The sequence below is a fragment of the Vibrio sp. S457-15 genome (genome assembly GCF_000960545.1).
Lineage (GTDB): Bacteria > Pseudomonadota > Gammaproteobacteria > Enterobacterales > Vibrionaceae > Vibrio > Vibrio parahaemolyticus.
The window spans coordinates 1-386 of sequence record NZ_JYOQ01000074.1 but is presented as its reverse complement, the minus strand read 5'-3'; the positions used below and the strand labels follow the sequence as shown (position 1 = coordinate 386).

1 pseudogene is annotated in these 386 nt (G+C 45.6%); it reads left to right on the top strand.

The features are described 5' to 3' along the window. A pseudogene (locus UF05_RS24360) lies at positions 1 to 330 on the top strand (hypothetical protein); the annotation flags it as partial. Positions 331 to 386 lie beyond the last annotated feature (56 nt).

Below are 386 nucleotides of genomic sequence, written 5' to 3'. Positions count from 1 at the left end.
AGATGTGCTTGGTTGTTTATCTCGAATCCTCAAGATGCCAACAGCGCGCTTGCTTATCTCAACTTGCCGCAGAACGCTAAAACCCTGAGCTTGACTAAAAATACCTTCTATGCCGATGTGAGTTTTGGTTTAGCCGCATTTAATCGTTTCACACTGTCAGCTAGCTACTATGACGATGGTTCTTACTTTGCTGGCTTATCAAGTAATTAGTCTTTAGCTACCGACTGGCAACTGCTCACTGTATTACAACGTTTTTCAGGCAGTGGAGACATTTTGGTTGGCGACACACCAGCCAATTTGTCGTATGCGACTATTCGACACAGCTTCTAGCTTTGCCACGTGGACATTCGTTTCCCCTGAATACGTTGATCAGTGGCGCAGACTGC